20 protein-coding genes are annotated in these 23,915 nt (G+C 38.7%); 12 read left to right on the forward strand and 8 right to left on the reverse strand.

Annotated features, from left to right (window positions below; translation table 11 throughout):
- Positions 1–3: 3 nt before the first annotated feature.
- From HG267_RS04185 to rplC, 3 genes are all read right to left on the reverse strand, one after another.
- Positions 4–318: a 50S ribosomal protein L23 gene (locus tag HG267_RS04185; RefSeq protein WP_045870372.1), complete on the reverse strand. Its 315-nt coding sequence runs from the start codon at positions 316–318 to the stop codon at positions 4–6.
- On the reverse strand, positions 311–943 hold the full coding sequence (gene rplD, locus HG267_RS04190) for a 50S ribosomal protein L4 (protein WP_045870373.1): 633 nt from the start codon (positions 941–943) through the stop codon (positions 311–313). The genes HG267_RS04185 and rplD overlap by 8 nt, the downstream gene beginning before the upstream one ends.
- A gap of 103 nt (positions 944–1,046) precedes the next feature.
- Positions 1,047–1,682 carry a 50S ribosomal protein L3 gene (gene rplC / locus HG267_RS04195; RefSeq protein ID WP_045870374.1) on the reverse strand — a complete coding sequence of 212 codons (636 nt, stop codon included), beginning with the start codon at positions 1,680–1,682 and terminating at the stop codon, positions 1,047–1,049.
- Positions 1,683–2,672: 990 nt separating this feature from the next.
- Between rplC and HG267_RS04200 the strand changes: the two genes are divergently transcribed.
- Entirely contained in the window at positions 2,673–3,149 is a 477-nt protein-coding gene (locus HG267_RS04200) for an NAD(P)H-quinone oxidoreductase subunit N (RefSeq protein WP_045870375.1), read from the forward strand.
- Between the two features lie 52 nt (positions 3,150–3,201).
- On the opposite strand, the gene HG267_RS04205 is transcribed toward HG267_RS04200, so the two are convergent.
- Positions 3,202–3,675 (reverse strand): GNAT family N-acetyltransferase, encoded by a 474-nt coding sequence (locus HG267_RS04205; protein WP_045870376.1) that lies wholly within the window; start codon positions 3,673–3,675, stop codon positions 3,202–3,204.
- 222 nt (positions 3,676–3,897) lie between these two features.
- Here HG267_RS04205 and HG267_RS04210 point away from each other — a divergent pair, with 222 nt between their 5' ends.
- The 5 genes from HG267_RS04210 to psbA all read left to right on the forward strand — a co-directional run bounded on the left by HG267_RS04210 (position 3,898) and on the right by psbA (position 11,452).
- The gene (locus HG267_RS04210; protein ID WP_045870377.1) at positions 3,898–4,746 is read left to right on the forward strand and encodes an RnfABCDGE type electron transport complex subunit D; all 849 of its coding nucleotides are present in this window, start codon (positions 3,898–3,900) and stop codon (positions 4,744–4,746) included.
- Positions 4,747–4,859: 113 nt separating this feature from the next.
- On the forward strand, positions 4,860–6,236 hold the full coding sequence (locus tag HG267_RS04215) for a DUF2330 domain-containing protein (protein ID WP_045870378.1): 1,377 nt from the start codon (positions 4,860–4,862) through the stop codon (positions 6,234–6,236).
- Between the two features lie 646 nt (positions 6,237–6,882).
- Positions 6,883–7,533, forward strand: a complete 651-nt coding sequence (locus tag HG267_RS04220) for a hypothetical protein (RefSeq protein ID WP_096621583.1) — start codon at positions 6,883–6,885, stop codon at positions 7,531–7,533.
- 805 nt (positions 7,534–8,338) lie between these two features.
- Positions 8,339–10,123, forward strand: a complete 1,785-nt coding sequence (locus tag HG267_RS04225; RefSeq protein ID WP_081584008.1) for a ShlB/FhaC/HecB family hemolysin secretion/activation protein — start codon at positions 8,339–8,341, stop codon at positions 10,121–10,123.
- Between the two features lie 246 nt (positions 10,124–10,369).
- Entirely contained in the window at positions 10,370–11,452 is a 1,083-nt protein-coding gene (gene psbA, locus HG267_RS04230; protein WP_045870379.1) for a photosystem II q(b) protein, read from the forward strand.
- Between the two features lie 121 nt (positions 11,453–11,573).
- Here the strand turns inward: psbA and HG267_RS04235 are convergent, their stop codons facing one another.
- On the reverse strand, positions 11,574–12,848 hold the full coding sequence (locus HG267_RS04235) for a sensor histidine kinase (protein ID WP_045870380.1): 1,275 nt from the start codon (positions 12,846–12,848) through the stop codon (positions 11,574–11,576).
- The gene (locus tag HG267_RS04240; protein WP_096621580.1) at positions 12,845–15,277 is read right to left on the reverse strand and encodes a hybrid sensor histidine kinase/response regulator; all 2,433 of its coding nucleotides are present in this window, start codon (positions 15,275–15,277) and stop codon (positions 12,845–12,847) included. Before HG267_RS04240 ends, HG267_RS04235 begins: the two co-directional genes overlap by 4 nt.
- 1,096 nt (positions 15,278–16,373) lie before the next feature.
- Between HG267_RS04240 and HG267_RS04245 the strand changes: the two genes are divergently transcribed.
- Entirely contained in the window at positions 16,374–16,922 is a 549-nt protein-coding gene (locus tag HG267_RS04245; RefSeq protein WP_045870381.1) for a CAP domain-containing protein, read from the forward strand.
- Between the two features lie 324 nt (positions 16,923–17,246).
- Positions 17,247–17,876, forward strand: coding sequence for a ribonuclease H-like domain-containing protein (locus HG267_RS04250; RefSeq protein WP_045870382.1), 630 nt, complete (start codon positions 17,247–17,249; stop codon positions 17,874–17,876).
- A 211-nt stretch (positions 17,877–18,087) separates the two neighbouring features.
- On the opposite strand, the gene HG267_RS04255 is transcribed toward HG267_RS04250, so the two are convergent.
- Entirely contained in the window at positions 18,088–18,558 is a 471-nt protein-coding gene (locus tag HG267_RS04255; RefSeq protein WP_045870383.1) for a DUF4385 domain-containing protein, read from the reverse strand.
- A 76-nt stretch (positions 18,559–18,634) separates the two neighbouring features.
- Here HG267_RS04255 and HG267_RS04260 point away from each other — a divergent pair, with 76 nt between their 5' ends.
- A complete protein-coding gene (locus HG267_RS04260; protein ID WP_045870384.1) occupies positions 18,635–19,102 on the forward strand; it encodes a VOC family protein in 468 nt (155 codons plus the stop codon).
- A gap of 648 nt (positions 19,103–19,750) precedes the next feature.
- Positions 19,751–20,089, forward strand: coding sequence for a hypothetical protein (locus HG267_RS04265; RefSeq protein ID WP_052335187.1), 339 nt, complete (start codon positions 19,751–19,753; stop codon positions 20,087–20,089).
- 23 nt (positions 20,090–20,112) lie between these two features.
- On the opposite strand, the gene HG267_RS04270 is transcribed toward HG267_RS04265, so the two are convergent.
- Positions 20,113–21,348, reverse strand: a complete 1,236-nt coding sequence (locus HG267_RS04270; protein WP_045870385.1) for a glycosyltransferase family 4 protein — start codon at positions 21,346–21,348, stop codon at positions 20,113–20,115.
- Between the two features lie 263 nt (positions 21,349–21,611).
- On the opposite strand from HG267_RS04270, the gene HG267_RS04275 reads away from it, so the two are divergent.
- Both HG267_RS04275 and HG267_RS04280 read left to right on the forward strand, forming a co-directional pair.
- Positions 21,612–22,631 carry an Npun_R2821/Npun_R2822 family protein gene (locus HG267_RS04275; RefSeq protein ID WP_045870386.1) on the forward strand — a complete coding sequence of 340 codons (1,020 nt, stop codon included), beginning with the start codon at positions 21,612–21,614 and terminating at the stop codon, positions 22,629–22,631.
- Positions 22,632–22,689: 58 nt separating this feature from the next.
- Positions 22,690–23,631 carry a glycosyltransferase family 2 protein gene (locus HG267_RS04280; protein WP_045870387.1) on the forward strand — a complete coding sequence of 314 codons (942 nt, stop codon included), beginning with the start codon at positions 22,690–22,692 and terminating at the stop codon, positions 23,629–23,631.
- Positions 23,632–23,915: the final 284 nt, after the last annotated feature.

Below are 23,915 nucleotides of genomic sequence, written 5' to 3' on the forward strand. Positions count from 1 at the left end.
GTTTTAGACCTCTGGGAATAGAACTTGTCTAACCTTTTCTACATCCCCAGATGCGATAGTGACAATCGCTTTCTTATATTGGGGCTTGTAACCAATAAATTTGCCCACACGCTTTTTTTTCCGTGGTGGGTTCAAAGTATTGACTTTGACAACCTTGACCTGAAATAAGTCTTCAATCGCAGCTTTAATTTCTGGTTTAGTCGCTTTAGGAGTTACTTCAAAAGTGTATTTGTTTAACTCCATCAGGATGGTCGCTTTTTCTGTCACAATTGGGCGACGTACTAAGTCGGCGAGGTCTCGGGGGTCGAAGTTAGGCACTGTAGACCTCCTGAATTTTTTCTATTGCTGAGGCTGTAACTACAATTTTGTCAGCGTGCAGTAAATCGAAAACATTTAATTGATTTGCTGCAATTACCTTTAAATTTTCTACGTTGCGGGCTGACAAGTTAATGTTTTCCGCAATTTCCGACAAAATCAAAAGTGTCTTAGCTTCTGGTGCAGCTCCCCAACGGGCCAGTGCTGCAACTAATTCTTTGGTTTTGGGGCGAGATAGCTGTTCGCTAAATTCTTCTACTACTATTAAATCGTCAAGGCGGCTGACAAAAGCTGTTCGCAGTGCCAAGCGCCGCTCTTTGCGGTTCATTTTTAAATCAAAATCTCTGGGTTTTGGCCCGAAGATTACGCCACCACCACGCCATAGGGGTGAACGGATTGACCCTGCACGAGCGCGACCTGTACCTTTTTGCCGCCAAGGTTTGCGACCACCGCCTCTTACTTCAGAACGGGTTTTTGTACTAGCAGTTCCTTGACGAGCATTAGTCTGTTGTCTAACTAAGGCTCTATGTACAATATGAGCCGCTGTTTCTTCTTTGGCAACGCGCAAATCAAACGAAGTCTCTCCGACTTGTTCTCCTTGCCAATTTTTAACTATACTCTGAACCATCTTTGTCACTTGTCCCTTGTCATTTGTCCTTTGTCATTTGTCCTTTGTCACTTGTCCTTAGCCAATGACTAATGACTAATGACAACAACATAATGACTCTTGACTACTTCCCAACTTGCTTGGCAGGCACGATATTTACGAGAGCGCCTGGTTTTCCAGGAATAGCCCCTTTGATTAGCAGTAAATTGCGCTCTGCATCTACGCGTACTACTGTCAATTTGCGGATTGTGACGCGGCTACCACCTAAGCGTCCTGCCATCCGTTTTCCTGGATAGACACGACCTGGGGTTGTACCAGCACCAATGGAACCGGGCGCTCTATGGTTTTTAGAACCATGTGACATTGGCCCGCGACCAAAGTTGTTACGCTTTTGGTTGCCTGCAAAGCCACGACCGATACTTGTACCGATTACATCTACAATTTGACCTGCACTAAAAATATCTGCTTTAATTTCTTGACCTAAAGCATAATCGCTAGCAGTATCTAGACGATACTCATTCAAATGACGTAACGCTGGGGCAGATGATTTTGCTAAGTGACCTAAAAGCGGTTTGTTTAGCGCCTTAGGTTTAACTTCGCTAAAACCAACTTGAATGGCAGCGTAACCATCAGTTTGTTTCGTTTTAACTTGGGTAACGGTGCATGGGCCCGCTTGCACAACGGTGACAGGAATTGCTACTCCTGCATCGTCAAAGATTTGGGTCATGCCCAGCTTGGTGCCGAGAATACCTACAGACACAGTAACTGGTTCTCCTTATCTACGTTGCTAACCTTGGCATCGGACTCTAAAAGACATAAATTTTGCACACAGAGCAAGGTTGGATCAGCCTCCGAAATTTATAGCTGCTTTGGCTACTCCAACTTCTCTGGGACACAAAAAATTATGTCCTTACTGTTTGGTGAATCCGTTTACTTTCACTCACTAGTTCACCAGAACAGCCATAAGCACCTTCCTTACGGGAAGGGTAACTTCTGGAATCAAGGCAAGGCTTTAGAGCTTTGCACTTTGTGCAGCAATGCTTTCATCCGAGCAATTGCTTAGGCACTTTCTGGAGGCAGCGTCCTGAGTGGATTTCCCAACTTTAGACGACAGCCGTGTCGTAGTGGGACTTAAGCAGCTTTTGCCACCCAGTATCCTTTAACTAAGACTGATGTAATGCGATTAAACCAACATTACTGCTCAGTTTCTACTCCGACTAAAATACCTTAAACTATTGTTCAAGGTTTTGCCTACTTTTTCAGGACTACAGGAGTGAATGTAGTCTCTAACTTAGGGTTGGGGTTGAATTTTCCAGCCATAAGTTCTGTATTTGACCCGAAAGCTTTTTTAGTGTACCAGTCTTCGGCATATCTCAGCTAGATTCATCCTTGTTGGAGTCAAGTCATCAGCCCTTGATGCTCACACTAGCTCAGAATGCCAATAAGAGGGCAGTCTAATTTGCGTATTTGGTCACAATCTAACAATATAAATGATTTATTTATATTTGTCTATAAATTTTTTTGGCACTGGGTAATTGGTAATCGGTAATTGGTAATCAGAATTTGTTCTTACTTCCCTACTTGCTTATCCCCTTACCCTAGCCAGAGGTATCAAATTTACAGAGAAGCGATATCAAGGGATGAATTGACAGCAAGGAAACCTAATCTAGATCATAAATTAATTGATGAAACGGATTTAGCAGTTCACAGTAAATAATAGAGATATCTAAGTGAGATAGAACGAATATCTATGGCACTACTTACCACTGGCAACGCTTTCATTCGCGAACTAGAAAAAGTTGGTTCTCTTGGTGTTTATGTTCCTCCAGAAGGGGGTTATGAAGGTCGGTACCGTCGCCGACTGCGCGCAACTGGGTATGAAACCCTCCACATTACGGCTAAGGGACTAGGAGATTTGGCGGCCTATCTCACAGGAGTTCATGGAGTCCGACCACCTCATCTAGGTAAAAAAAGTACTGGTACTGGTGCAGCAGTAGGTTATGTATACTATTTGCCACCTATTATCAGTTCTCATCTAGAACAGTTACCGCCAAAGTCTAAAGGACTGGTTTTGTGGATCATTGAAGGGCATATCCTTTCCAATCAGGAACTTGACTTTTTGACAGCTTTACCACGCTTGGAACCAAAAGTAAAAGTAGTGATTGAAAGAGGTGGCGATCGCGCTTTCCGTTGGACTCCTCTAGAAAAAACGCTTTTAGCTAGTTAGTCATTAGTCATTTGACTTTTAAGTAGAGACGCGATTAATCGCGTCTCTACAGTTATTGACTTAATTCCATCAGCATTTCTATAGTGCTGATGCGAAAACCACAAGATGCAAATAACCGCCGAGCTGCTTCGTTAATTGCTGCGGTATCTAGCCTGATTTGATGAATGTCCATTTTTTGAAAGATTTCAACAGCCAGTATTACCATTTGCCGTGCTACACCTCTTTGACGATAATCTGGCTCAACCCAAATATCATGGATAAAGGCAAATTCCTTTAAGCGATAAATAGGAATTTCTCGCTCAACTGTCGCTACTAGGAACCCCACTAAATTCTCTTCATCTTCAGCTACCAGAAATGCACTGCTATCGCTATTTGTCAACTTTCCCAACCAGTTTTGATATCGTTGTTCTGGATGGGGTAAAAACCCGTATTTGGCAGAGTCCCAAGCATCATGCAAAGCACAAATCTTTGCAACCATTGGTAAAACTTTGGGCACGTCAGCTGGCGTAGCAGGACGGATCAGCATAAGTTAAAGGCTATGGAAGCAATCTGTTTTTGCATTGTAGCGAATCGATATGCAACATTAGTTCACATCAAGGCGATCGCAATTTCACTACTGGTTAACAATACGGAACTTTCTATTGTTAGTCCTTCAGTTTGTAACAAAAACTGTAACAACCTTATGATCTCAGCATTGATCCGTCTAGATTGGGGAAAAATCTGCGCGTAATCCCTGAATATGCGGGTAATGTTACTTAATGATATCCGAGATTATCAAATTCTATTTCTGTCCTTGTTCCTAGCTTTGGGAATTGGGACAAGGGACTGGACATTGCGGCCGGAGTTGATAGGAGTAGCGATCGCGACTTGTCTATTAACCCAATGGATGTTGTCCTCGATTTTGAGTAAAGAACAAAACATCAATCTTCGCAGTGCTTTAATTACATCCTTGGGACTCAGTTTGCTGTTGCGGGCCGATCATTGGACGACAATGGCTTTAGCCGCAGCAAGTGCGATCGCTAGTAAATTTTTTTTCCAAGTTGGTAATAAACATTTCTTCAATCCTGGCAACTTTGGTATTATTACTGCCTTGCTGCTCACCTCTGATGCCTGGGTTTCGCCAGGACAGTGGGGAGAAGACTGGTGGTATGGACTATTGTTTTTTGGGACTGGTGGCATGATTTTGCAGCGAGTTGGTCGCTGGGATACGACAGCTGCTTTTTTGGGTTCCTACTCTCTGCTAGAAGCTATTCGCAATCTTTGGCTAGGCTGGACTTGGGATGTTTATTGGCATCGTTTGATGAGTGGGTCTTTGTTGTTATTTGCCCTGTTTATGGTGACAGATCCGCGCTCAATTCCCAATGCTCGAGTTGGTCGTCTAGTTTGGGCAGTATGCATCGCCATATTCACTTTTATACTGCGGAACTATTTCTTTATTTCCAGCGCAGTTTTTTGGGCCCTGTTTATCTTAGCACCATTAACTATTTTGTTTGATGCCTTCTGGTCAGCCCCAGAATATTCTTGGTGGAAAAAAGACGATAACGCTAGTGTTCCCGATAACACTCAAATCTCTAATTCCTTAAATCCTAGCTCCTAATCAGCCAATGCCCAAATAAACAAACCATTACAACTCAAGGAAATGCTGACGCTGTATTCTTTTTGTCACGGCGGTACTAATCTCTAGCCTCTTAAACACAATTGAAAAATAATATGAAACCCTTAAGATTCTTAATTTCCATAGTCATTGCATTGATAGCTGTGCTGTGTTTTACGCCTACAGCATGGGCATTTTGTGGATTTTATGTTTCTAAAGCTGATAGCAAACTTTATAATCAAGCTTCTCAGGTAGTAATTGCGCGAGATGGCGATCGCACTGTCTTGACAATGGCTAATGATTTTCAGGGTGCAGTCAAAGATTTTGCGATCGTTGTACCTGTACCGACTGTCTTGCAAAAAGACCAAGTTCGTGTTGCTGAACCCAAAATTATTGAACGGCTTGATGCTTTTAGCGCGCCACGACTAGTAGAATATTTCGATTCAGATCCCTGCGCTCCTGTTTACGAAGGTGAAAATATGCCACAAGCAGCACCTCGAGCCGCAGCCAGAGATGAGATTTCAAGTAAAAGGGGCGGTAGTAATTTAGGTGTTACTGTTGAGGCGCGGTTCAATGTTGGCGAATACGATATTGTGATTTTAAGCGCTAAAGAGTCTGGAGGTTTGGAAACCTGGCTTAATCAAAATGGCTACAAAATTCCTAAGGGAGCTAAAGACTTACTTCAGCCATACATTCGCTCTTCCATGAAATTCTTTGTAGCGAAAGTCAATTTAGATAAATTTGAGCAATCTGGCTATCAGTTACTCCGTCCTCTGCAAATATTCTACAAATCACCTAGGTTCATGCTGCCAATTCGTTTAGGTATGATTAACGCCGCAGCTGAACAAGATGTGATTGTTTACATTTTATCTCCCAAAGGGCAAGCAGAAACTACTAACTATCGCACAGTAAAAGTTCCTTCTGACGCTAATATTCCGGTGTTCATCAAAAGTGAATTTGGTGACTTTTATAAGTCCATGTTCCAAACTTCCTATGTTAAAGAAGACAGGAAAGTCGCTTTCTTAGAATATGCCTGGGATATGAGTAGTTGCGATCCTTGTTCTGCCGAACCATTATCTTTAGAGGAACTCAAGCAAGCAGGTGTATTTTGGCTGGATGATGATTCTCGCAATAACCGGACATTACCTCGTGGTTTTCGTCCACCTGTTCCTAGTAGTAATGTGTTTATCAGTCGATTGCATATTCGTTACACCCGCAACAAATTCCCCGAAGATCCAATGTTCCAAGAAACTTCTAACCGGGAATCTTTTCAAGGTCGTTACATCTTACAACATCCGTTTACAGGCGACCTAAATTGTCCGGCTGGGCGAGAATATAAGCAGTCATTAACTAAGCGTTTTGAACAAGAAGCGCAAACTTTAGCCAAGCTAACGAACTGGAATATTCAAGATATCCGCCGCAAAATGAATTTCAATGTCAGCGATTTGACAACTTCCTGGTGGGAGAGTTTCTTTTCCTGGTTAGGGTTATAGTTCAACTTGTTAATTCAGGATACAAAGGGAAAAGGAATTACAAAGCTTTACCTTTCCCTTTCATTTTTCTTCAAGTAGGTAACATCAGTTTGGGTTAAGGAGATTTATTCAAAATTAAACGTCTGAAACCGCGCAAGCAAGTTGACAAATCCCAGAAGTAAAAAAATAGTATAATGAAAATTTAATCTGATATCGAATTCAGGTTAAGTATTTCAGCAGCTATAATCCAGAATTGGTCTGTACTATTACCTCCAGTCTGGAGACTGTCGCTATTAATAGCTATGCCTCTATAGTAACCAATGAATAAATTGATGGTTTTAGTCAATAAATATTGTTTTATGCATTGCTAAAGTTGCAATAACAAATATAGCTATTTATAGAAAGTAAAAATAATATATACCTTGAAACAATATATTTCTCACATTTATCTAGGTTAAACAGTTAATTTAGAGCATAATCAAAGTAGAAGCAGAGATATAGAAAATTATATTCTTTTTCAGAAATTCAATTATTGCCTAATCATATAAATGGCAATTTTTTATTCATTTAAGCGCATAAAAGAAAAAAAGTTGCCCAAGCTGGAAATAATAGATTTTTGGGGAAATATTTGCATTAAAATATTCTTGCTTTCTTTATCTAGATTGCTATGGTTGAATTGGATGAACAGCTGCGCTGTTTAGTTGCCCAAGCTTGTGAATACCCACCCGGAAGTAAAGAGCGTCAGAAGCTGCTCACGCAAATCATTCGTTTGACTGCAAGTAGGCTCTGGCGTGAAAGTACTCCTTATTATCATGACGCACTCCAACAAACTTGGTTATATTTCTGTCGCAATATTTGTGAAGCTAGGACAGGTCAAGCCTATGACCCTAATTATGGTAGTGTTGTAACTTGGTTGAATGCTTACCTAAAACGTAGACTCCAAGACTTTTACTTAAGCCAGCAGAGAGAACAAGCAATCAAAGTACCTTTGAAAATTCGACAATCGGGTTCGGGTGACAACAGCGATACTATTGATCCTGTGGATAATCTAGCTGCTACCCCTGAAGCTCCCCCAATGTTAGATAATGTCAGAATATGGGCGGAAGCTGACTCTCAAGGAGAACTCCGCAGTGCTTATATTAAAGGACGTTCTGATGTCAATTGTCAGGTATTAATTTTGAAACGTCTACCCCCAGAAGCTAGTTGGAAGGAATTGTCTGAAGAATTCGGTTTATCTATTCCCACTTTAAGCAGTTTTTATCAACGTCAATGTTTACCACGCTTGCGGAAATTTGCTGAGAGCGAGGGATATTTATGAAAATTATCAAATAGTAAAAGAAGACTGAAGTATCAAGTGTGAATAATGAAATAGAAAGACTTATATAGGCAGCCTTGGGATTGTTTTTAATTAGCACTTTATTGATGGCATGATGTAATCAAACAGTTATTAATTCATCAAAATGAACATTTTCTTGGTTGGAGATTAGTTTTCATAAAACTTTGAAATAAAAATGTAAAGCCACTTATCCTCAGCTTTGTAAATATTTACTATTACTGGTTTAATCTTAATACCAGCCATGATTAATAGTGAATATATGGCATTTAACAGGTTTAACTCTAGCGTACAAAATTCCCGTGTTACAAGAGATTAATATAATTTGAAATACAAATTAGATATTTTATAAAATGCTAGATATTTAGTAGCAGTTATAAAAATTTTATTTTGTAAATTGAATCTGCGAAAAAATATTATTGGTTAATTAGTAATATTTTGCCATAAGACATCCATTAATAAGAATATAATTAATTGCCAGTTTTCCCTATAATGAAAAATATCAAATTCTAAAATAAAGCAATTTTGGCAATTAATTATAAGTTGATGAATAAAACTAAATTTTGGTATTTTTTAGTTAATCTTTTGTTTTAAATATTATAAGCAACTCTCTTTGCTAATTCGTAATTATAGCGGATAATAGTGAAAATCTAATTGTAAACTGAGTCTAAGCTTTAATTTTTTAACTTAGATGAATTTACTGTCAGTAAATATCCAGCTAGCTGCTATCTTGTAATGTCAGCTGCTTTTTACTAAATCTTAATGTAAGTTGAAATAGCCCTAAACCATGATGAGCGATAAATTACTTCATAAGTATGGAGTCTTGTTATTACAACTGAGTATATTTGTGTTGCTTGCCAACATCAACGCTAAATCAGCAAAAGCTCAAACTATTAATAGTTCACAAATCTCAAATATTAATTCCATCCAGGCGCAACAGCTCCCACCACCACAAGATGTACAACCACCTGTACCTTCTCCAACGCCTTTACCTAAACCACCACAACCATTACCACCACCAGAACAACTTCTTCCTGCTCCTAACCCCACTCCAGTACCCGAGCAAACCTTACCAGAAAATCTTCCAGAAAATATTGTTGTAGAAAGATTTGAGGTTGTTGGTAGTACTGTATTTACTCCTGAACAATTAGCAGCAGAAACCAAAGAATTTATCAAAAGACCAATATCTTTGGCTGAGATATTTCAGGCTCGTTCTAAAATTACTGATTTATATGTAAGAAATGGCTATATTACCTCTGGTGCTTATATTCCACCACAAACGATCAAATCTGGTGTAATTAAAATTCAGGTTGTTGAAGGTAAATTAGAAGAAATTCAGGTAACTGGTACTCGCAGACTGAACTCTAATTATGTACGTAGCCGTCTCGCGATCGCCACCAAAGCACCGCTAAATCGGGAGCAGTTGCTAGAAGCATTGCAACTATTACAGTTGAATCCTTTGATCCAAAACTTATCTGCTGAACTCTCCGCCGGATCTCGTCCTGGTGTGAGTGTATTACAAGTTGAGGTGCGGGAAGCACAATCCTTCAGCGCTCAAGTGGTTCTAGATAATGGGCGATCGCCTAGTGTTGGTAGTTTTCGCCGCCGCTTACAAATCAATCAAGCCAACTTACTAGGATTTGGAGATGGCTTTAATTTTGCATACACTAATACCGATGGTAGTAATGCCTTTGATGTTGGTTATACATTACCGCTCAATGCCCGTAACGGTACACTCTCTTTCAATTTTGGCACTACATCGAGCAATGTTATTGAAGAACCTTTCAATATTCTCGATATTGAATCATCTTCCCGTTACTACGAGATTACCTTCCGCCAGCCGATTATTCAAACTCCTACACAAGAATTGGCTTTGGGTTTGACAGCTTCACGGCGCGAGAGTGAAGCTACATATATTGAAGGTGAACGTTTACCTTTTCCTTCATTGGGAGCTGACGAGCAAGGAAGGACACGCATATCTGCAATCAGATTTTTCCAAGAATGGACAACCCGCAACAGTCGGGAAGTAATTGCTTTGCGATCGCAATTTAATTTAGGTATAGGTGCGTTTGATGCGACGATTAATCAAGATGGGCCTGATAGCCGCTTTTTTGCTTGGCAAGGACAAGCACAATGGGCAAGATTATTGGCTCCAGAAACATTGCTACTATTACGTGTAAATACACAGTTGGCATCAAAAAGCTTGCTGCCTTTGGAACAATTAGGTTTAGGTGGTATTGATACGGTTCGAGGCTATCGCCAAGATTATTTATTAACGGATAATGGGGCTTTTGCTTCAGCAGAAGTTCAAGTACCAATTCTTCGTTTACCCAAAATCGGTAGTACGTTGCATCTGGCACCATTTGTTGACTTTGGTGTGGCTTGGAATAATTCTAATCGAGCAAACCCAGATCCTAACACCCTGGCTTCTGTTGGTTTGGGCTTAAGGTGGACACAAGGCGATCGCTTCACCGCACGTCTTGACTGGGGTGTTCCTTTAGTATCTGTAGAATCTAGGGAGAACACATGGCAAGAAAATGGGCTATACTTTTCTTTGATCTACAATCCCTTTTGAGAAAAAAGTCCAAGGTTCAATGTCAAGAATCAAAAGCCAAATGTTTCGACTTTTGACTCTTGGCAAACTCTACGAAAAAAATTTTTAACCTTGCTTGTTCAAAATAAAAATAATAAAAACTTATACATTTGATAAATAATTTTGAATTAATTACTCTTTACAAATCTCAATAGTACCATTATGGTGATTACACAGGTAAGTAAAGTTGCTTACCGTAATACATAAAAAATCAGCACTCATAAAACAATGACAACAACCTTACAACAGCGCTCTCGCGCCAGTGTATGGGATCGGTTTTGCGAATGGATCACCAGCACCGAGAACCGGATTTACATCGGTTGGTTCGGCGTATTGATGATCCCCACCCTGCTAGCTGCTACCGCTTGCTTTGTAATCGCTTTCATCGCTGCTCCTCCAGTAGACATTGATGGTATCCGTGAACCTGTTGCAGGTTCTTTAATTTACGGAAACAACATCATCTCTGGTGCAGTTGTTCCTTCTTCCAACGCTATCGGTTTGCACTTCTACCCCATTTGGGAAGCAGCTTCCTTAGATGAGTGGTTGTACAACGGCGGCCCTTACCAATTGGTAATTTTCCACTTCTTGCTAGGTTGCGCTTGCTACCTAGGTCGTCAGTGGGAATTGTCTTACCGCTTGGGTATGCGTCCTTGGATCTGCGTAGCTTACTCTGCACCTTTAGCATCTGCTACCGCAGTATTCTTGATCTACCCCATTGGTCAAGGTTCCTTCTCCGATGGTATGCCTTTGGGTATCTCCGGTACCTTCAACTTCATGATCGTGTTCCAAGCAGAACACAACATTCTGTTGCACCCCTTCCACATGTTAGGTGTGGCTGGTGTATTCGGTGGTAGCTTGTTCTCTGCAATGCACGGTTCTTTGGTAACCTCCTCCTTAGTGCGTGAAACCACCGAAACCGAATCTCAAAACTACGGTTACAAGTTTGGTCAAGAGGAAGAAACCTACAACATCGTAGCTGCACACGGTTACTTTGGTCGTTTGATCTTCCAATACGCATCCTTCAACAACAGCCGTTCTCTGCACTTCTTCTTGGCTGCATGGCCTGTAGTCGGTATCTGGTTTACCGCTTTAGGTGTCAGCACAATGGCGTTCAACTTGAACGGTTTCAACTTCAACCAATCAGTAATTGATTCTCAAGGTCGCGTCATCGCTACTTGGGCAGATGTAATCAACCGCGCTAACTTGGGTATGGAAGTAATGCACGAGCGTAACGCTCACAACTTCCCCTTAGACTTAGCTGCTGGTGAAGTTGCTCCTGTTGCGTTGACTGCTCCTGCAATCAACGGCTAATACTAAAGCTTTAGCTCAATAAAAAAGCTCCCCACTAATGGGGAGCTTTTTTATTGTCAGGTTTTGATAGTTGAAAATGGTAATAATTTTTTAGCTACAACCCAAAATTATAGAATTGATACTATCGGATTGGTAGTTCAATAACAAACTCTATCCCCTCACCTGCTATGGAATTATATGTAAGCTTACCATTATGGTTATTAACTACAATTTGATAAGCAATAGATAAACCAAGTCCTGTGCCTTTGCCAATAGGCTTTGTGGTGTAAAATGCATCAAATATTTTACACTCATCTGCTTTGTTGATACCTGCTCCATTATCTGCGATTCTGATAATAACTTTTTCTTTTATTACTTCAGTTGTGATTTTAATGACACCAGGATTTTGAGCAATTTCATTAAAGTCTTTATTTTTATATGTTTCTTCAATAGCATCAATTGCATTAGAAATTAAATTCATAAAAACCTGATTAATTTCGCCAGGATAACACTCAATCAGTGGCAAATTAGCATATTCTTTAACTAATTGAATAGGTGGATGATGACCATTGCTTTTGAAGCGATGTCCCAGAATCATTATTGTACTTTCTAGACCTTCGTACAAATTAGCTAGCTTCTTACCTGCTTCTCTGTGTCGTGAGAATTTATTTAAAGATGAAACAATTTCTGTAACTCGACTCGTACCCACTTGCATAGACTGAATAATTTTCGATAAATCATTTAATAAAAAGTTGAGATCATTTTTGTCAATTGCGGTTTTTATTTCATCCGGTGGATCAGGTAGATGTTTTTGATAGAGATGAAGTAAACTAACCACTTCCTGTACATACTGTTCCACAAAATTTAAGTTACCAGCTATAAAATTGATAGGATTATTGACTTCATGAGCAATTCCTGCTGTTAGTTGACCTAAAGCTGCTACTTTTTCAGCTTGAATCAGTTGAGTTTGAGTTTTTTGTAATTCGGCATTTTTGGAGATTAAAGCCTTGGTGAGGTTTCTCAGTTGCAGATGATTTTCAATTCTGACTAAGACTTCTTCATGCTGAAAAGGTTTAGTAATATAATCTACCGCTCCCAATCGCAAGCCTTTGACTTTATCCGCTGTTTCGGACAGAGCCGTCATAAAAATTACCGGAATATCTTGGACACGAGGATTGCTTTTGAGATATTTACAAGTTTCAAACCCATCCATACCCGGCATCATAATATCTAGCAAAATTAAGTCAGGTAAATCACCATTTTCTAATCGCTGAAGAGCTTTCTCACCACTGCGCGCTGCCCAAACTTCAAAGTTAGATTGATCGAGAAAACTGGATAAAACCTGTAAGTTAGCGGGGTTATCATCAACTATTAAAATAATTCCTTGAGCAGAAGGCTCTCCTATAGTATTATTCATACTTTTTCCACTGCGTATTGATGCAAGAAATTGAGGATTAAATCTTCATCAAATTGCCTAGCTAATTGCCGGAGTTCGTTAGCAAATGGCGCAAATTTGATGTCTGTGTCTTCTAGTTGATCGGCCCGCTTGAGAATGGCATTGAAGTTACCTTTACTAGCTAAGGTAATTAGTTCCTGCAAAACTTCTGTGCTGGGAGGCGTTAATTGGGGAGATTGGCTATCGGTTGTGGTAGATTCTTTGGCTGTTACTTCAGCTTGAGATTGCTTATAAATCCACACTAAATTAAGGTGGTTAGCTAATTGCTGCAATAATTCATCAGCCTGTACGGGTTTGCTGAGGAAGTCATCACCGCCAGCTTGCAGACTGCGATATTGGTCAGCTTCAAAGACACTAGCGGAAGAGACGATAATTTTGACATCCTGAATTTCTGGGGTCTGACGCAGATTTTGAATCAATTCAAAGCCATCCATTTCTGGCATCAGCAAATCTGTGATGATTAAGTTTGGCTGGAGTGCGATCGCTTTTTCTAAACCTTCTTTACCGTTGTTGGCTTCTACTACATTAAAACCCAGTGGTTGCAATAGGTTGGTAATTACTGTGCGATTCTCCCAGCGATCGTCAACCATCAGGATGGTGTAGGCTTCTCCTTCAAAGCCAATGATTTGTTTGTCTGATACAGTCATTGCAGACTGTACCCAATCATGAGCCGTGGGAATCTCTAACTCAAAGTAGAAGCTACTCCCCTGACCAATTTGACTTTGCACATGGATATCGCTATCCATCATCTGTACCAATTGGCGAGTAATGGCTAAACCCAGCCCAGTACCTTCAGCTTGGCGCTTTTTCTCGCCTACTTGCTCAAAGGGCAGAAAAATTTTGCTTAATTCTGCGGGAGTTATACCAATTCCCGTATCTTTTACAGTAAAACGAATCTGATGTTTAACTATCTGCTCATCACTGGGAGGTTGATCGATGACTTCAACTTTGAAATTCACCTTACCCGCATCTGTAAATTTGATGGCATTTCCCAGCAAATTCAATAATACTTGACGTAATCTTTTGACATCGACATGAATCCCTGTTGGCAAGTTACTTGCAGGTTCATAAATAAACAAAATACCTTTTTGTTTCGCCCGAATCTGGCAGATTTCCCCAATTCCTTGCAGAAAAGAAGGTAAATGCACATCTTGGGGGTGCAGTTCTAACTTTTTAGCTTCAATTTTAGATAAATCCAAAATGTCATTAATTAAAGTCAGCAGATGAGAACCACATTGCTCAATAATATTGACGTGATATTGCTCTGACTCAGGTAAAGCTGGAGAACGCAGTAAAATTTGGGCACAACCGAGAATCCCATTTAAGGGTGTTCGCAGTTCATGACTCATGTTAGCTAAAAATTCACTTTTCGCCAGATTAGCTGTATCGGCTGCTGCTTTAGATTTTTTAAGTTCAGCTTGTTCAAATGCTTGTACTCTCCACAATACTGTAATCATGGTGACTGTCAGCCCACCGACAATTAAGGCGATCGCATCGAGGAATTGCAGCCGAGATTCGATATTTTGGCGGGGAATTACCAAAGCCACTGACCAATTAGCAGATTTTAACGGCAAATAAGCTACATATTTTTGAGTACCATCAATTTCCATCAACTCAATTCCCTGCTTTTTGTTTACCATCCGTTGCGCGATCGCATTTAAATTGCGATCGCCAATTTTCAGCAAACTAGGTGCGGGTTTTTCGATGGTTGACATTAACGCGGAATTGGGGTGGACAATCGCTTGTCCTTGGGAATTCAGCGCAAAAGCATAGCTGTTGGGGCCGTAGTATAGCGAGTTGACAACCTCTTGGATATGATCGACTTTCACATTCCCGTGGAAAACTCCTATTGGCGAACCAGCTTGCGGACTAGTTGCCCAAATTGGAGTCGCGATCGCAATTAACGGAATTCCTGTAGAACGGCTAATAAAGGGATCGGAAATATTGCTTTTACCTGCGATCGCTTTTTGAAAGAAGTCTCTATCCTTTATATTTTTATTTGAAGGCCCAACTTTGGTATTAGCAAATGAGCCATCTAGGTTAACCATTTGGAAAAAGAAAAATTCTTTAATCCTGTTAACTTCTGCGGTTAAATAAGGTTCTGCGATAGACCAAGTTAAGGAGCGTACAGTAGGAGTATTAGCCAAGGTTTCTACTTCTACTTGGCGGACGTGTAACCACTCCTGAATTTCATCGCCTCCTCTCTGTACTTCTAAAAAAGCACTCTGTCTCAAATCACTGAGCGTCATATTTCTAGCTGCTTGATAGCTAAAATATGCAGAAATACTAACTACAAGGGTAGTGCCACCAACAATAAATCGAATCAGTAAATTACGTGAGCGGTGATTTTCTCCGTCAGATACCGATAGCCTGGAGTGTTCTTGTATCAAGGGTTTGCTCCTTAATTACAAAGTTAAGTCAGCAGAAATTCTAGGTTATCCTTAGATTTCCCAAGAAATTACTGACACTCACAGATTGTATTAAAAACAGCAATAAATTTATATTAATGTTACATATAATAGTTTTATCGTTAAAATTTATCTATTATTCACCGATAAAAACCTTGATTAGCTTTAAGAAGTGTTGCTAATAAACAAATTTATGATTGTTATATATCAAAATCGTTTTGATTCTTGAAATTACTTGCTCAGGTATGGAACAGGGAAGAAGAAATAAAAGTATAATTACTTTTTTTAAATTTCAAATATTAGTTTTATATAAAGTATTTTCGCTAAATTAAGTATCTAGCAAATAGCACATATAATTGTGCCCCTTGATTGTTTTATAAAAGGGTGTTTGAAACTTTGTTCAGGCTGTAAAAAATGTCTCTCAGTATGTAGTGTGAATAGATAGTCAACAGCACCAAGAGAGCAACATAAACAAAGTTTATGAAGTAGTCTCCATGAAAAAATTTCATGCAATACATGAAAGTTTCAATGGGATTTTTACTCAGCAATGCCAGTTGCTACAACGAAAAGAACCTCCCCGCACTGCCTCAACTCTAGGACTCAGAACTTTTCAGTCAGTGGGCTACGATGCAGGCTATAAAATTCAAAGTTGCAAGTGATTTCTGGCTGTCAATACCTTGGGGTTAGTATTGCAAATCTTGGTCATATCTGCTGGCTGATTCTTCAGCACTTCGCAACAGCCTCTGATATCAATCGTAAATATTTATTTATGCCAATTTATTTAATGAAAAATGTAGTGCTTATGACATTTGTCTAGAAGATACTACATTATCTTTTTTAAAGATTCAGATAATTTTTATCTTTTCAGGGACAGCTATCACTTCGTTAAGCTACTTAATGCATCTGAAACATCTACATCTATCCTAGTGTATAAACTTGGAGGTGATTACTTGTATTTACTGTAAAGCAGTTGCAAAATTTCTCTAAGTTCATCAAGCCTTAATAGTATCCTCGTATTTCTGCTAGGAAGAATAAGGTAGATTAGAGGTCTTATAACTCTATACATTAAGTAATTTCCATGTTACGACAAACTGCTTTTGGCATAGCTTTAAGTACGCTTGTCCTTGCCAGTGGATTAACAACTACTCCGATTTCAGGACACAGTTCTCCACAAAAAAACCCTAATAATAAACCGTTATCGATCGCTTCAAATCAGGTTGTTGCATCAAATACTGTTTTTAAAACTACAGCACTGGAAAAATCAGTTTTTGACCAAATTAATCGATATCGTGTTTCTAAGGGTTTATCAAAGTTGACCCTGAATGCAAATATCACTCGGCAGGCAAGAATTCATAGCCAAAATATGGCTAATGGTAAAGTTCCTTTTAGCCATCAAGGTTTTGAGAAACGAGTTACTATTCTACCGATTATTTACAAAAGTGCAGGCGAAAATGTTGCTTTTAATCAAGGATATAGCGATCCTGCAGGACAAGCTGTGATTGGTTGGCTCAATAGTCCAGGGCATCTTAAGAACATCAAAGGAAAATATAATCTTACCGGGATTGGCGTTGCTGCTAATCAAAAAGGTGAAGTCTATCTCACACAGATTTTCTTGCAAACTAATTAGTGCAGCTTGCCAGAAGTTTCTCACAGTCGTCATGGTAGTGCTGAGTTCTGAGTTGCGTACAAGCTTTTGCAGCTACTCTTTGAAACCACTTAACAACGAACCTATAGGCTGAAGTTACTGCATTAGAGACTTCCAGAAAATAAATTATCCAATTTACAAGAGATAATATTTTTCTGTTTCCCCCTCTGCTCCCTGCTCCTTTTCCCCCTACCTCTTCCGGTCACCTGAGAAATGGCTAGAAATTCTGCTTTTTTTGCACAATAATAATGTAGTGTCTCATAGAAATTGCTTCTGTTGGGCACTGCAATTATTCTTGAGTGATTCATGACATTACAAGATTTTCAAGTGAGCGATCGCGACCTGAGTGACGCTGCGCTGTCCCAGTATTTAAAATCAGAGGCGATCGCCGTGGATACGGAAACAATGGGATTACTACCACAGCGCGATCGCCTTTGTCTTGTCCAATTATGTAACCCAGGGGGGCAAGTAACTGCAATTCGCATCGCTAAAGGACAAACTGAAGCACCAAACTTACAAAAACTGTTAGAAGCAGCCAATATCGAGAAAGTATTTCACTTTGCGCGTTTCGATATTGCTACTTTACGTTACAACTTAGGTATTACTGTTCAGCCTGTTTTTTGTACCAAAATAGCTAGTAAACTAGCGCGTACTTATACTAATCGCCACGGACTAAAAGATGTAGTTCAGGAATTAGAAAAAGTAGAACTGGATAAAAGCGCTCAAAGTTCTGATTGGGGTAATGCTGCTAATTTATCTGGAGAACAGCTCAATTATGCTGCTAATGATGTGCGCTATTTACTTAGTGTTAGAGATAAACTAATTGCCATGCTCCAAAGAGAAGAGCGTTGGCAGCTTGCTCAAGAATGTTTTCAAGTTCTGCCCACAATCGTGACTTTAGATTTATTACAATTTAAAGATATATTTGAACATTAAATTCACGAAAATTGTTTGAAGAGGTGCGTTAGCGTCACGTAGTGAAGCATGACACCCAACATGCGAATTAATGTTGGGTTTCGCGTTGCTCAAACGCCACTTGCTTTAAGCCGGGAAACCCGTCCAACACAGTGGCTCCCCAACCTACACCTAATGCAAGACTTTAGCTGTGCCTCTCCAATACGTGGATTTCCAAAATAAAATATAAGTCCTATATTTCATACATTTGTTTATGTTTAGCTAAAAGCTGGAGATACTTTTCATTGGTCTTGGCTTGTATCCACTTGGCTTTAAATATTGCTGCTGATTCTGCTTTAACTGGGTCTACATCATAAGGTAAAATTTCTTTTTTCTGGCTTCCTTCTGTCGAACTAGATTTATATTTCCTACCGCTTTTATGATTTGCATAACGGCGCGATCGCGTATAACCCATTTGTAAAAACTTGCGTGCCATATCTGCACCAATAAAATCATTATTTTCTAAATAAACTAAAAAAATCTCATAAATCTTCTCACTCGACTCTTTAGCAATCTCTGGGGTCTTAAATCGCCAGAAAGGAAGAATTTCCGATTTATATGGCTCTACCAAAAGTACACCCTGCTCACCTTTACCAACACGATAGAGTTCAGGATGTTGGCGAAAATTAATCTTGGCAAAGTCTAAAGAATAATCGAAAGGCATGGTAAGTTTTTAGGATAAAGCATAAACTTTGAGCAAAAAGTTTATCTTCTATCTTTGTAGGGAAGTTGATTCTGCCATGCTATCTAGCTCTTGTGCTGCGAACAATGTCTTAGCTCCCGGTGTTCTACGTAAGGTACATCACATTGCTCTCAACGTTCAAGATATGCAAGCATCCCGACATTTTTATGGCAATATTTTAGGTTTACATGAACTTACAGGTGATGAAGTACCCGCAACCCTGGTTGAACTTGTCGCTGCGGGGAAAGTAGCTAACTTCATTACTCCTGATGGCACAATTCTAGATTTATTTGGGGAACCAGATTTATCACCACCAGATCCCAATCCGGAAAAGTCTTTTACCAGAGCATACCACTTAGCATTTGATATCGATCCGCAATTATTCGATCAAGCAGTAGCAGTAATTAGAGACAATCAAATTGCGATCGCTCATGGCCCAGTTAGCCGTCCCACAGGTAGAGGTGTATACTTCTATGACCCTGATGGTTTTATGATTGAAATTCGTTGCGATCCAGTTGCAGATTAATGAACCCTCACAGTCTGGCTGCAAGTATGTAGATATCAATATATTCGCCTTCAGGGTTTCCTAGGGGATACAGCAACTAACTGGCTTTCCTAGAAGAATTGCTTGTGTTTGATTTATCAATCACTGTGATAGAGCAATCAGATTTTGCTGCCAGTATTCTATTGAGGTAAAGACTTTCAGCATTTTTTTGTCGTGATCCATCTTTATCCTAAATTGATATAAAACAATTTTTTATAATTCATTATTTAATACTTTATATATTTATTGTTGATTTTGATAAATATACGAACCAGGATTTGAAGTGATTATTCCGGATTATGTGCAAAATTCCGTAATTTTTCTCTTATATAAAGAACAACTATACAAGTATATTTATTGTTAGTTGCACAAACTGATTTTTCAAACAAGATAGATAAAAAAATAGTGCGTTTTCAACACACTAATTCTTCAATTAACAACTTAAAACTTTAATTAATAGAAGGTTGTTGTGAAGTTGCAATATTTATCATCAACATAGTTTGTGTTCACAGTAAATTGCCAGATAAAAACTCCAATCCAGCAAGATTAATAATTTGCAAAAATTCTGATTTAAGAGTTCAGTGCATCTCCCTTGTTCAAATTCTCATCCCTCATCACATCAATAAGAATATGCACCACAACTGTCAAAACATCATTGCACTGGCTATAGCCTCAATTTCTGCTTTGACTGTAATGCCATGCCAAGCGCAAACTGCAGCAGAATCAAATAATAACGATACTAATAAGATTAGCCCTATATCTACAGAACCATCTATCAGTATCAATCCAATTGAGCCATCTCTAGATAATAATTCAAGTTCTTCTACAAATAAGCAACTCAATATCTTATCTGAAAACCTGAGTGATCCTTCTACTAATCCTACCAACACGACAACAGAACTAGCTAAACCTAGTACAAGGATTCCTATTGGTAGCAGAATTTTTACTGTACCGACAATGGAGCAATAATCCAATTATGAATCAGCAATAGTTCAAATTTCATAATTCCCATCACTTCCACAACAAGCTTTTTCATAGCTTTCACCGGCTATATCCCAGGTAAATTCTGTTTCTATCAGTTCTCTGCCATTAATAGATAACTCGGCTCTCAGTTGTGGACGATCAAATAGTTGAGTAATGGCGCTGACATACTCTGCTGGTGTATTTGCTCTCAATGCTCGTACAGGTGTACTATAACCATCTACGGCTAACCCTTCTAAACCGCGATCGCTTGCAACTATCGGTACACCAGCAGCCATTGCTTCTAGAGTTTTATTTTTAATGCCAAAACCCGTCCGCATTGGTACAATGCAGACGGTTGATTTATGTAAATATTCGGCCATTGAAGGTACACGCCCTGTTACAGTAACTCCCGGTTGTTTTTTTAGTGCTAAAACCTCTGGGGTTGGATGACTACCAACAATATCCAAAGTTGTATCAGGATAAATTTTTTGGATTTCTGGCAATACTTCTTGGCTAAAGAAGCATACCGCATCAATATTTGCCAAATTATCCATTGCACCGATAAAAATTAAGCGATTTCCTGCTGGATCGTGAATTCTGTAGGGAAATGACACTAAATCAACGCCATTAGGAATCACTGTAATTTCACTATGAGGGTTAAATTCTTGTAATTGGATTTTATCTTCTGCCGTTGTCACCACAATTTCAGAAAACTTCGAGCAGTAGCTTTGTTCGTAACGGCGTAAAAGTGGCAGATTAATTTTATCCCTCAACTTATTTTCGGAAATCCCAGTGGCGAGTTGGTTATAGCAGCTACCGTATACCGAACTATGAATATTAACTACAGTTCTTAACTGTTTTTGGAAGTGCGATCGCACATAAATCTCATTTACGCTATGTTCGCAGGTAATGACATCGCATTTTCCCGCCTCTACAAAGTTATCAATCCACTCTTGCATTTCAGTAGAGTAACGGTTGATCACACTTGGTGGTGTTCCCTGTTGCAAAAATGAACTGAAGCGTTGAATTTTCTGGAATATTCCTGCAGAGGTTCCTGATTCTGGGGGACGTTCAAATACCACTAGACGATCCACACAATCTTGTAATGCTATGATTTCCGCTTCTGTAACAGTAGCATCACGTTGAGTTAACAGCGTAATCCTATGGCGTTGACTTAAATACTTAAGTAAATTAAACGTCCTCACCTGTGTTCCCCCCCGTGTTGGTGGATAGGGAAAGGTAGCAGATAGCATTAAGATATTCATTTAAGTGGTAGTCTCAGAATTAGATTAATAATTGATATATATACAATGACCTAATTCCAGGTTATATGTCATCACAAGTATTCCTTAATATGGCTGATAAAATTCCTATATATTAAAGTCAATATAAAGGAGATTACTGATGAATCACAATAACAGTAAATTTACTATGTACTTTATTATAAACCGTTGTTTATAGTGAAAATAATAACAGAGAATCTCAATATAAGAAAATTTAATTATTTAATTATTCTGGTTTAATAATTATGGCTCCATTCGGTATTTATACTCTTGCTAATGATGTCGTTTATGATCAATTAGTTGCCCTGCTCAACAGTCTAGAAGTCAATGTAAATGCAGATATTCCTATTTGTATTATTCCCTATGATGAGCAATTAGAGAAGGTGAGGTCGGAAATAGCGTCTAGAAAAAATGTTTTTTTATTTGAAGACAAAGTTTCGATGCAACGCTGGGAAGAATTTTATAATCAAATATGGAATCTTCATCCTCAAGCCCATAACAAAATTCAAGGGCATTATAAATGGTATAGAAAAAGCAATCTATTTAGAAAAATGTCTGCTTTTGATGGTGAGTTTGAAAGATTTGTATTTTATGATGCTGATAGTTTAGCAATGAGTTCACTGGATAAAGTTGTAAATAAATTAGACGACTATGATTTTATATTTGATGACTGGGAACACCGCAAATCACCTTCTGTAGCAGCATTAAATTTTTCAGTAATTGAAAACAAAACTTCTTTACCAGAATCTCACATCCGTCCTCAATTACATTGCTCTAGTTTTTTCGGTTCAAAACGTGGGATTTTTGGAGATGAAGAAATAAACAGTCTTAGAGACTTGCTAGCTAATCAGCAAGAGTATACCTATATTAATGAGCATTCTTGGTGGTGTGATGCAGACTTGTTTACTTATATGAGTTGGCGCAGCGATAGACCAATATTTAACTTTACTCTAAGTCCCGATCCTCAAGATAGAACTGGTAATTGTGCAGATGCTGATCCATTTACTAATATTAATAATATCCTCTACAATCAAGAAGGTTTAAAACCAATTCGCCGCCTACATTATATGAATTATTCATCCTCGGAATTTCAAAGATTGTGTCAAGGAGAAGATGTTAATATACGTTATGCACATGAATTTCTATATTACAGATTCCTCAAAAATCCAGAACTAAAACCTAAACATCTTAAACCTCCTAGCCTACAAAAAAAGATGAATAGATTTGGTCAAAAAGTACTAAATAAATTTAGAAATATCGTTTAATACTTATAAATAAATATTTATATCATATATATAAGATTATTTCTAAAATTATTGTGATATGCCAAAAATTTCTGTTACTATTCCTACTTTTAATAGAGTTCATCTCTTACATTACGCTATTGAGAGCGTTATCAACCAGAGTTACCAAGACTTTGAATTAATTGTTTGTGATGATGGTTCGCGCGATGGTACACCTGAGTTGATATCACAGTATACAGATAACCGCATTAAATATATTCGTCATCAACAAAACATTGGTAAAAGTAATAATATGCGCTCTGGCTTTAATGCGGCTAGTGGCGAGTATTTTATCAAATTTGATGACGACGACCGACTAACACCTGATTTTTTAGCGCGTACTGTTGCCATTTTTGAACAAAATCCTGAGATTGATTTTGTTGGTACTGACCACTGGATTATCGATATTAATAATGTCCGGGATGATGAGATGACTCAGGAAAATTCTCGTCGCTGGGGTAGAAAGAAATTAGCGGCTGGTATTGTTGATAATTTACTAGAGGTAGTTTTTATTTACCAAAGCTTTCAAGTAGGCGCAACATTATTCCGTCGCCAAACATTGCAAGAATTGGGTTTTATGCTTCCCAATATTCAAAATTGCGAAGATAATGATTTGTTTGTGCGGCTAGCTTTGGCTGGTAAAAAAGGCTATTATTTACCGGAATTATTAATGGAATATCGTTGCCATGCAGAACAGCAAGGCATTAATCGAGCGATTCCTTATTTATTTGATAAGATTAAATACCTGCAAAATTATCAGTTTGATTCCGAAAAATTAGAGTCAATTAGAAAAAATCGCCTTGCGGAAGCAAAGTTAATATTGGGTTTGCGTTTAATTGAAAAAGGCGAAATCCAATCTGGTAGAGAGTTTGTTTTGGCTGGTAAGTCTTTTTCTAATACTAAAGCCTGGACGGGTTTAGGTTTGTCGTTGTTACCAGGTGGGTTGCGTAATAAAGCTTTTAATGCTTTGAGAAGAGTTTAAGCGAAAATATTTAGTGCAAAAGCGGGTAGATAGGAATTAGAAATTCAAAGAATACTAAAAAATAAATTGTCTTCTATCCCATAGTTTATGGTGCGTTGCTTAGTTAACGCACCATCTTTATTTTATTGGTAAAATTTTAGGCTTTTTACATCAAGCTATGAGTAGTGAGAAGTTAGATTTACTCAATTAATTAGAAATGGTGTATATGCGATCGCACACTTTTCCGTAGTCACAGAATATAGTGCTACGATCAGAAAAGTGTGTCAATTTTTGCTGTTCGAGCT

The organism is Tolypothrix sp. PCC 7601, from assembly GCF_025677855.1.
Lineage (GTDB): Bacteria > Cyanobacteriota > Cyanobacteriia > Cyanobacteriales > Nostocaceae > Aulosira > Aulosira diplosiphon.